Annotated in this window: 1 protein-coding gene; it reads left to right on the top strand. The window is 34.3% G+C overall.

Going from position 1 to position 581, the window contains the following annotated elements; all coding sequences use genetic code 11:
• Window positions 1-518: methyl-accepting chemotaxis protein (locus FC65_RS11075; protein WP_235803140.1), on the top strand; the 518-nt coding region annotated here is incomplete at its 5' end.
• Window positions 519-581: the final 63 nt, after the last annotated feature.

Genomic DNA, 581 nt, shown 5'->3' with positions numbered 1-581 from the left:
CTCAAACAATGGGATATTCCAAAGAAGAATTGTTAAAAATGCAACACAGAGATCTTTGTTTTAGTTCTTTTGTTAATAGTGCAAGTTATACGGAATTTTGGAAGCGCTTATTAGCTGGGCAGACTTTTCAAGATCAAGTTTTAAGAAAAGGTAAGGGAAACAAGAAAGTTTATTTAGAGGCTAATTATTTTCCTTTGCGCGATGAGGCGCATAATTTAACGGGGGTTTGTAAGGTTTGTTTCGATAAAACTAAAAGTACTTCAACTCTGATCAAGTCTATTGGCGAAATTGGTCAAATCACTAACACAGTGCATGAAATCGCATATAATACTAATATTTTAGCTGTCAATACGGCGCTGCAAGCTGTTCGCTCAAGCGTAAATAGTAACGGCTTTTCTGTTGTTGCCAAAGAAATGCGTAAGTTATCTAAGGATGTCGATCAATCTTCAAAGGACATCAGAGAAACGGTCCAGAATATTTTACATCAACTAAATGTTATTGATCAAGATGCATACTAGACTTTAAGCAATTATACTAAGTTTTAAGGGTTTTAACTAAAGGTTGAAAGTTAATTTTTAGTG

It is taken from the genome of Ligilactobacillus acidipiscis DSM 15836 (assembly GCF_001435755.1).
Classification (GTDB): domain Bacteria; phylum Bacillota; class Bacilli; order Lactobacillales; family Lactobacillaceae; genus Ligilactobacillus; species Ligilactobacillus acidipiscis.
Note: the sequence above shows the minus strand (reverse complement) of the source record. Positions and strands in the feature narration are given on the sequence as shown.